The 8,813-nt window shown below is 60.3% G+C and carries 5 protein-coding genes and 2 pseudogenes; 4 read left to right on the top strand and 3 right to left on the bottom strand.

Going from position 1 to position 8,813, the window contains the following annotated elements; genetic code table 11:
* Nucleotides 1-50 precede the first annotated feature (50 nt).
* Together LDK53_RS21925 and ascF are read right to left on the bottom strand one after the other, a co-directional pair.
* A complete protein-coding gene (locus tag LDK53_RS21925) occupies nucleotides 51-1,475 on the bottom strand; it encodes a 6-phospho-beta-glucosidase (protein ID WP_225288065.1) in 1,425 nt (474 codons plus the stop codon).
* 18 nt (nucleotides 1,476-1,493) lie between these two features.
* A pseudogene (gene ascF / locus LDK53_RS21920) lies at nucleotides 1,494-2,946 on the bottom strand (PTS cellobiose/arbutin/salicin transporter subunit IIBC).
* Nucleotides 2,947-3,160: 214 nt separating this feature from the next.
* Here ascF and LDK53_RS21915 point away from each other — a divergent pair.
* From LDK53_RS21915 to LDK53_RS21900, 4 genes are all read left to right on the top strand, one after another.
* Nucleotides 3,161-4,174, top strand: coding sequence for a LacI family DNA-binding transcriptional regulator (locus tag LDK53_RS21915; RefSeq protein WP_047959331.1), 1,014 nt, complete (start codon nucleotides 3,161-3,163; stop codon nucleotides 4,172-4,174).
* A gap of 134 nt (nucleotides 4,175-4,308) precedes the next feature.
* Nucleotides 4,309-4,854, top strand: a complete 546-nt coding sequence (gene hydN / locus LDK53_RS21910; RefSeq protein WP_225288064.1) for an electron transport protein HydN — start codon at nucleotides 4,309-4,311, stop codon at nucleotides 4,852-4,854.
* A gap of 6 nt (nucleotides 4,855-4,860) precedes the next feature.
* The gene (hypF, locus tag LDK53_RS21905) at nucleotides 4,861-7,077 is read left to right on the top strand and encodes a carbamoyltransferase HypF (RefSeq protein ID WP_225288063.1); all 2,217 of its coding nucleotides are present in this window, start codon (nucleotides 4,861-4,863) and stop codon (nucleotides 7,075-7,077) included.
* Nucleotide 7,078: 1 nt separating this feature from the next.
* Nucleotides 7,079-8,101 (top strand): HoxN/HupN/NixA family nickel/cobalt transporter, encoded by a 1,023-nt coding sequence (locus LDK53_RS21900; protein WP_225288062.1) that lies wholly within the window; start codon nucleotides 7,079-7,081, stop codon nucleotides 8,099-8,101.
* On the opposite strand, the pseudogene LDK53_RS21895 reads toward LDK53_RS21900, so the two are convergent.
* Nucleotides 8,074-8,813, bottom strand: a pseudogene (locus tag LDK53_RS21895) (ABC transporter substrate-binding protein); the annotation flags it as partial. The gene LDK53_RS21900 and the pseudogene LDK53_RS21895 overlap by 28 nt on opposite strands.

Raw genomic sequence — 8,813 nt, 5'->3', positions numbered from 1 at the left:
CTACGGTTTTGTAGGCCGGGTAAGGCGAAGCCGCCACCCGGCAAAACATGCTACGCCAGATCCGCCCCGTTGCTTGCAATCACCTTCTTATACCACCAGAACGATTTCTTGCGCTTTCTGTCCAGCGTGCCGTTGCCGGCATCGTCACGGTCGACGTAGACAAACCCGTAGCGCTTGCTCATCTCCCCCGTTGAGGCCGACACCAGGTCAATGCAGCCCCAGGTGGTGTAACCCATCAGCGGCACGCCGTCCTCAATCGCGTCGCCCATCGCGCGGATATGCTCGCGCAGATAGCTGATGCGGTAGTCGTCGTTAATCTCGCCGTTTTCATCAATGACGTCTTTCGCTCCGAGGCCGTTTTCCACCAGGAACAGCGGCTTCTGGTAGCGGTCGTACATCATGTTCATGGTGATGCGCAGGCCGAGCGGGTCGATGCCCCAACCCCATTCGCTCACCTCAATGTGCGGGTTGCGCAGGGATTTCACGATGTTCGCCGCGCTGGTGTTACCCGCGTTCATGTCTGCCGACGCGCAGCGCGAGGCGTAATAGCTGAACGAGACAAAATCGACGGTGTTTTTCAGCAGTTCGTCATCGCCCGGATCTTTAACAATCACCACCCCTTTTTCGCGGAACACGCGGGCAGAGTAGGCCGGATAGCGGCCGCGCGCCTGCACGTCGATAAAGAACAGGTTCTCGCGGTCTTTCTCCAGTGCCATCCACACGTCTTCCGGCTTACAGGAGTAAGGGTAGAAGTTCCCACCCGCCAGCATGCAGCCGACCTGGTTTTCCGGGTTCACCTCATGGGCGATTTTGGTCGCCAGCGCGCTTGCCACCAGCTCGTGGTGCGCGGCCTGGTATTTCACCTGGTCTTCGTTTTCACCTTCCTCAAACACCAGCCCCGCGCCGGAGAACGGGCTGTGCAGCATAATGTTGATTTCGTTGAAGGTCAGCCAGTATTTCACCAGCCCGTTAAACTCTTCAAAGCAGGTGCGGGCGTAGCGGGCGAAGAAATCTACCATCTTGCGGTTACGCCAGGATCCGTACTCCGTTACCAGGTGCATCGGCACGTCGAAGTGGCAGAGGGTCACCAGCGGCTCGATGTTGTACTTTTTGCACTCTTCAAACATCGCGCGGTAGAAGGCAATGCCCTCTTTATTGGGCAGCGGTTCGTCGCCGTTCGGGTAGAGGCGGCTCCAGGCAATCGAGGTACGGAACACCGTAAAGCCCATCTCCGCCATCAGGGCGATGTCTTCTTTATAGCGATGGTAAAAATCAATCGCCTCGTGGCTCGGGTAGAACTCGTCGTCACGCAGCGAAAAACGCTTTTCCTTACCGAGCTTTACCGCCAGGCGATTCGCGCCGTGGGGGATCATATCGACCGTGGTCAGTCCCTTGCCGCCTTCACGGTAAGCCCCTTCACTCTGGTTGGCGGCAAGCGCGCCGCCCCATAAAAATCCTTGTGGAAAAACAGACATTCTTACCTCGCTTTCAATTTATGCTTTTGCTGCGTTGTTCGGTACCGGTGCGCTCTGCAGGGCACGCGCTTTTTCGGCGTCGTCTTCGACCGGGATATCCTCAAACCCTAAAAGCAGGGTCAGAACAAACGACAGCACCACTGCCAGACCCATCACGCCAAACACCCAGACGATGGTCATCGGGTTTGCCGGGTCAAAGAACTGCACGCTGGTAAACAGCCCCGGCGCGGCCATTGAGTGGCTGGCAAGCCCGGCGATACCGGCCACCGCGCCGCAGATAAAGCCGCTTATCAGGCTGGCAATCAGCGGGCGTTTCAGACGGATAGCGACGCCGTACAGGGCCGGTTCAGAGATCCCCGCCATAATGGCAGAGGCTGCCGCCGCCAGCGCCGTCTGGCGCAGTTCCGGGTTTTTAGTTTTCCACGCCACTGCCAGCGACGAACCACCGAGCGACAGGTTGGCGCCGATCTCTGACGGCATGACCATCCCTTCTTTGCCCGTTTCGGCAATGGTCTGGATGATGGTTGGGGTAAACACGCGGTGCATCCCGGTCATTACCAGCAGCGGCCACAATGCACCCATGATCGCCACGGAGAGCCAGCCCAGGTAACCGTGAATGGTGTAGACCAGCGCGGAGATGGCGCTACCGATCCAGATCCCCAGCGGGCCAATCAGCACGATGGCGAGCGGGGCGGCAATCAGCACGATCAGCATCGGCTTCAGGAAGTTTTTCGTCACCGCCGGGGTGATGCGATCCACCCAGCGTTCGATGTACGACAGGCACCAGGTCATCACCAGCGCCGGAATAACGGTGTAGGTGTATTTCACCGCGGTCACCGGAATAAAGGCGAACTCAACGTGTTCACCCTGCGCGGCTTTCGCCATCAGCTCGATAAAGCCTCGGGTGGACCAGCACACCGGCAATGGCAATCGCCAGCGACATGTTGGTCTTGAATTTCACCGCCGCCGAGGCCGCCACCATCAGCGGCAGGAAGAAGAACGCGCCGTCGCCGATGACGGTCAAAATGGTGAGCGTCGGTGCGCCTTTTGGCAGCACGCCGGTCATCTCAAGGATCATCGCCAGCAGTTTAACCATCGAACCGCCGATGATCGCCGGGATCAGTGGGGACATGGTGCCGATCAGCGCGTCGAGGATCCCGGCGCCAATGCGGCGCAACGTCAACTTCTGCGGCCCTTCCGGCACCTCGGGCTGCAGGTCCGTCGGCAGCAGGCTCACCACCTCGCGATACGCCTGAGAGACGGTATTGCCAATGATCACCTGGCACTGGTTGTCGTTGCGCACGACGCCGAGCACGCCGCTGATGCTTTTCAGGCGTGCCGCGTCGATAAGGCTTTCGTCTTTCAGGACGAAACGCAGACGCGTCATGCAGTGGGTGAGGGCGACGATGTTCTCTTTGCCGCCCAGCGCGCTGACCACGTCGTTCGCCAGCGCTGCGTAATTTTTGGCCATCGGATGAGATCCTGTTATCGTTGTGAGAAATGTAGGAAACCGGTTCCACATAATCATCATGAGTTTTTATGGATGAAACAAGATCGCTTTTTGACCATATTTTCGTTTCGTGATGCAGATCGCAATGACGTGCTGAAAGCGTGATTTTGCCGTTGCGACAATTTTTCCGCAGTGCAGTACACTGCGGTCCATCAGATTCAGACGGAATAACAACATGACCACGATGCTTGAAGTGGCGAAGCGGGCAGGCGTTTCGAAGGCCACGGTGTCCCGGGTGCTGTCGGGAAATGGTTACGTCAGCCAGGAGACCAAAGACCGGGTGTTTCAGGCCATTGAAGAGAGCGGCTATCGCCCGAATTTACTGGCGCGCAACCTGGCGACCAAACGTACCCAGACGCTGGGGCTGGTGGTGACCAACACCTTGTATCACGGCGTCTACTTCAGCGAACTGCTGTTTCACGCCGCGCGCATGACGGAAGAAAAAGGGCGGCAGCTGATCCTCGCCGACGGCAAGCACAGCGCTGATGAGGAGCGCGAAGCGATCCAGTACCTGCTCGATATGCGCTGCGACGCGGTGATTATCTATCCGCGTTTCCTGAGCGTGGAAGAGATGGATGAGATCGTCGAGAAGTGCGAGCAGCCCATTATGGTGCTCAACCGCCGCCTGCGGAAAAACAGCAGCCACTGCGTCTGGTCCGATCATAAAGCCTCGAGCCAGGATGCGGTGGCGCAGCTGATTGCGAAAGGGCACCGGGAGATTGCGTTTATCACCGGCTCGCTGGATTCTCCTACCGGGGTTGAGCGTCTCTCCGGCTACAAGGACGCCCTGGCGCAGCACGGCATTCCGCTGCGCGAAGGGCTGATTGCGCAGGGGAAGTGGAACCCGGCCAGCGGCGCGGCGGCGGTGGCTGAACTACTTGCGCGCGGAGAACGCTTTACCGCGCTGGTGGCGAGTAATGACGATATGGCAATCGGTGCCATGAAGCAGTTGCACGACAGCGGTGTTGCGACACCGGAGGCGGTGTCGGTGATTGGTTTCGACGATGTGGCGATAGCCCCTTACATCGTGCCGTCGCTCTCCAGCGTGCGCGTCCCGGTGACGGAGATGATTAAAGAGACCATCAGCCGCCTGATCTTCATGCTCGACGGCGGTGAGTTTAAATATCAGCAAACCTTCTCCGGTGAGCTGGTCCTGCGTGACTCGGTTATTGACGGCCCGCATCGCTGATGTCGACAGCTGTCATCGTCACAAATGACGATGACAGCCCCGGTGTCGATTATAAAATTGCGATAAATCAAGGCTTTAATAATTGGCACGGTTTATGAATATCTCCGCGCATAACTGTAATGCTGGAGAAGCAGATGAACCGTTTTATTATGGCCGATGCCAGTAAGTGTATTGGTTGCCGTACCTGCGAAGTGGCGTGCGTGGTTTCCCATCAGGCGGATCAGGATTGCGCGTCGCTCACCCCTGAGACGTTTTTACCGCGCATCCACGTCATTAAAGGCGTGAATATTTCCACCGCCGCTATCTGCCGTCAGTGCGAAGATGCGCCGTGCGCCAACGTCTGCCCGAACGGGGCGATCGCGCGTGAAAAAGGGTTTGTGCATGTGATGCAGGAGCGCTGTATTGGCTGCAAAACCTGCGTCGTTGCCTGCCCGTATGGCGCGATGGAAGTGGTGGTTCGTCCGGTCGTGCGTAACAGCGGCATGGGACTGAACGTGCGGGCGGAGAAAGCCGAAGCCAATAAATGTGACCTCTGTTACCACCGCGAAGCCGGTCCGGCCTGTATGGAAGTCTGCCCGACCCACGCGCTGGTCTGCGTGGATCGCGATAAGCTTGAGCAGATGAGCGCCGAGAAGCGCCGTCGCGCGGCGTTCGACACGTCGTCATCGCTGTTGTTCTGAGTCGTTATGAGCGGTAACGGCATCCAGCTGCGGGTGCGTGGCAAGGTGCAGGGCGTGGGGTTTCGTCCCTTCGTCTGGCAGCTTGCGCAGGCGCTGCAGTTGACCGGCGATGTCTGCAACGACGGAGAGGGCGTGCTGGTGCGCCTCGCGGGTAATGGGGGGCATTTCACCGCGAGGCTGCGCCAGGACTGCCCGCCGCTGGCACGCATCGACAGTATCGACACGCAGCCCTTCACCTGGACGCATGCGCCGGAGGCGTTCACCATCCGCCACAGCGCGGGTGGGACGATGGACACCCAGATTGTACCGGATGCTGCCACGTGTTCCGCCTGTCTGGCGGAGATGAACGATCCGCACGAGCGCCGTTACCGCTACCCGTTTATCAACTGTACCCACTGCGGCCCGCGTTTCACCATTATTCGCGCCATGCCCTATGACCGTCCGGCCACGGCAATGGCGCCATTTCCGCTCTGCCCGCCTTGTGAGGCGGAGTATCGCCATCCCGCGGACCGACGTTTTCACGCCCAGCCGGTCGCCTGTCCGGACTGTGGTCCCGCGCTTGAGTGGCGGGCAGGGGACGTTACTGCTGTCCGCGAGGCTGCGCTGCGCGCGGCGGCGCAGATGCTGAAAAGCGGCGGTATTGTCGCCATCAAAGGTCTGGGGGGCTTTCACCTCGCCTGTGATGCACTCAACCCGCGGGCGGTGGCGAGGCTGCGGGCACGCAAACAGCGGCCAGCAAAACCGCTGGCAGTGATGATCCCGAACGCGGATGGGTTACCTGAGCCGGTTCAGACGTTGTTATGTTCACCGGCCGCACCCATCGTGCTCACGCCAACAGCATGGCTGCCCGCCTTCCCGGAAGGTATCGCGCCGGGTCTGGACACCGTGGGCATCATACTTCCTGCGAACCCGCTGCAGCATCTTCTGATGATGGACTGCCAGCGCCCGCTGGTGATGACTTCCGGCAATCTCAGCGGCAGACCGCCTGCCCTCACCAACCAGCAGGCACTGGATGAGCTCAGCGACATCGCGGACGGCTTCCTGCTGCATAACCGTGACATCCTGCAACGGATGGACGATTCAGTGTTGGATCGGGACGGTATGATGCTGCGCCGCGCGCGTGGTTTTGTGCCCGATGCCATCACGTTACCTGCCGGGTTCGAAAATATTCCCGCCATGATATGCACCGGGGCGGATATGAAAAACACCTTCTGCCTGGTGCGCGGAAACCAGGCGGTGCTGAGCCAGCATTTTGGCGATCTCAGTGACGACGGTGTGGAAGCGCAATGGCGTTCAGCGCTGTCGGTGATGCAGGGCATTTACGCCTTTCAGCCGGAGCGCGTCGTGTGCGATGCCCATCCGGGATACCGTGCTCGCCAGTGGGCGCACGCGCAGGCATTGCCTCTTGAAAATGTGCATCACCATCACGCCCACGCAGCGGCGAGCCTGGCCGAAAACGGCTGGCCGCTCGATGGCGGAGACGCTATCGCCCTGACGCTGGACGGGATCGGCATGGGTGAAAACGGTGAGCTGTGGGGCGGAGAGTGCCTGCGGGTGAACTATCTTACCTGCGAACGTCTGGGGGGGCTGCCGGCCGTGGCGCTACCGGGTGGCGATCTCGCGGCCCGGCAGCCGTGGCGAAATCTCCTCGCCCACTGTCTGGCGTTTGTCCCTGACTGGCAACACTACCCGGAAACGCGTGCGGTACAACGCCAGAACTGGCCGCTGCTGGCGAAGGCTATCCAGCGCGGCATCAATGCGCCGCGGGCGTCGTCGTGCGGTCGCCTGTTTGACGCCATCGCCTGCGCACTGGGTATCGAAAGCCAATCCTGGGAAGGGGAAGCCGCCTGTCGGCTCGAAGCCCTGGCGTCGCAGTGCGAAGGCGCTGTGCATCCGGTCACGCTGTCGGTGGATAATCTTCCCCTTTTCTGGCAGCAATGGCTGGCGTGGCAGGCGGAACCCAGCGCGCGCGCCTGGGCGTTTCACGATGCGCTGGCAAAAGGGCTGGCGGAGCTTGCCGCGCTCCATGCCCGGCGCTTGTCGCTGACTACGGTGTGTTTCAGCGGCGGCGTGTTGCATAACCGTCTGCTGCGCGCGCGTCTGCGTCATTATCTTTCTGACTTTACGCTTCTTTTTCCTTCGCGCCTGCCCGCAGGTGACGGAGCGATCTCCTTCGGGCAGGCGGTGGTCGCCGCTGCCCGGTCATGTTCACAAAGGATTTAAAATGTTACGACTCTTACGCAATGAACCTCGCGCCGCGCTTCTGCTGCTGGCTCTGGTAATGGCAAACCTGCTGGCCTGGGGATGGGCATGGCACACCTTCAGCGACAGCACGGCGCTGATGGCGGCAAGCCTGCTGGCCTGGTGCTACGGACTGCGTCATGCGGTGGATGCCGACCACATTGCGGCCATCGATACCGTGACGCGTAAGATGATGCAGCAGGGAAAACGCCCGTCCGGCGTCGGAGCCTGGTTCTCGCTGGGGCACTCTACCATTGTGGTGCTGGCCTCCATTGCCATTGCCGCGACCGCCACGGCGTTTCAGAAGAATATGGCGTGGTTTCACGAGACCGGCAGCCTGATTGGCACGGCGGTGTCGGCGACCTTCCTGCTGGCAATGGCGCTGGTGAATATGGTGATCCTGCGCGGCGTGTGGCGCAGTTTCCAGGCGCTGAAAAACGGCAAGCCCGTGCAGGGGGAGATTGCGCTTCCGGCGCAGGGCGGGGTGATGAACTGGCTGTTCGGCGCGACGTTCCGCCTGGTCAACAAGAGCTGGCAGATGTACCTGGTCGGTTTTCTGTTTGGCCTGGGGTTTGATACCGCCACCGAGATTGGCGTGCTGGGTATCTCTGCCGCCAGCGCCTCAAACGGCATGTCGGTGTGGTCCATCATGGTTTTCCCGGCGCTCTTCGCCAGCGGCATGGCGCTGGTGGATACTCTCGACAATTTGCTGATGGTGGGGGCCTACGGCTGGGCGTTTAACAAGCCACAGCGCAAGCTTTACTACAACATGACCATCACCGGCACCTCCGTGGTGGTGGCGCTGTTTATCGGCGGGCTGGAAGCGCTGGGTCTGCTGATGGACAAATTCGGCCTCAGCGGCGGCGTCTGGGATGTGATTGGCGCGGTGAACGACAACCTGGGCAACGCCGGGTTTGTGGTCGTCGGGCTGTTTGTCGCCTGCTGGCTGATCTCGATGGTCAACTACCGCTGGCGCGGCTACGACGCGCTGGTGGTACGTTCCTGAGCTGGCGGCAGCCAGGCGCGGGTAAAATCGAGCCAGCCGCTGGCGGTCAGCACAATGTCCTGCACGTTTTCCAGGGTATTAAGACGATAGCGGTAGTGGAACAGCGGCGTGCAGGCGCCGCTTTCAAGTAAGGACTGGAAGAAAGACGGCAGCGCTGTTTGCAGGCTCTCCTCGCTTTCGCAATAGCGCATCAGGGTCTGCTTCGCTTTTTGCCACGGACCCTGCCCCAGGGCGGTGGCCCAGGCAGGCTCTTCAGTAAACCACTCTGCCAGCGCAAAGACCGGCAATTCCCCCGCCAGATAATCCCCCAGTAAGATATCCGCCTGCGTCAGCGCGTCGGGGACATGCCACGCCTCACGATCTTTCCTGTGGATGATCAGCTCGCAGCCGCGCTTTTTCAGGCGTGTTTGCAGCATGCTGGCAAGCTCGCACAGCTCAGGCGTGTGATAGCAAACCAGCGACAGGGTGGCGGGAAGCGCCACCCCGGACGCTTCCGGAAATACGGGGGTCGTGATGCCGGGAAGAATTTCCGTGCGGGTGTCGACATCATCCCGGTGGATGTTCTGCTGATTAATCTGCTGAATTTCCTGACGCAGCCAGGCCGCCAGCGGCTTCGGCAACCCGACGTTGAGCATTAGCCAGGCAAAGCCACTGCTGATGGAGGTGACAGACTCCCGGGCGTTTTCGCCTTTCCCTACGGTGATCCAGGCGG

The organism is Enterobacter sp. K16B, from assembly GCF_020216105.1.
GTDB lineage: Bacteria > Pseudomonadota > Gammaproteobacteria > Enterobacterales > Enterobacteriaceae > Enterobacter > Enterobacter sichuanensis.
Note: the sequence above shows the minus strand (reverse complement) of the source record. Positions and strands in the feature narration are given on the sequence as shown.

Bases quoted from the DNA above. Each gene is read 5' to 3' on its own strand.
- LDK53_RS21925 (WP_225288065.1), bottom strand. From the start codon at position 1,475: ATGTCTGTTTTTCCACAAGGATTTTTATGGGGCGGCGCGCTTGCCGCC.
- LDK53_RS21915 (WP_047959331.1), top strand. From the start codon at position 3,161: ATGACCACGATGCTTGAAGTGGCGAAGCGGGCAGGCGTTTCGAAGGCC.
- hydN (WP_225288064.1), top strand. From the start codon at position 4,309: ATGAACCGTTTTATTATGGCCGATGCCAGTAAGTGTATTGGTTGCCGT.
- hypF (WP_225288063.1), top strand. From the start codon at position 4,861: ATGAGCGGTAACGGCATCCAGCTGCGGGTGCGTGGCAAGGTGCAGGGC.
- LDK53_RS21900 (WP_225288062.1), top strand. From the start codon at position 7,079: ATGTTACGACTCTTACGCAATGAACCTCGCGCCGCGCTTCTGCTGCTG.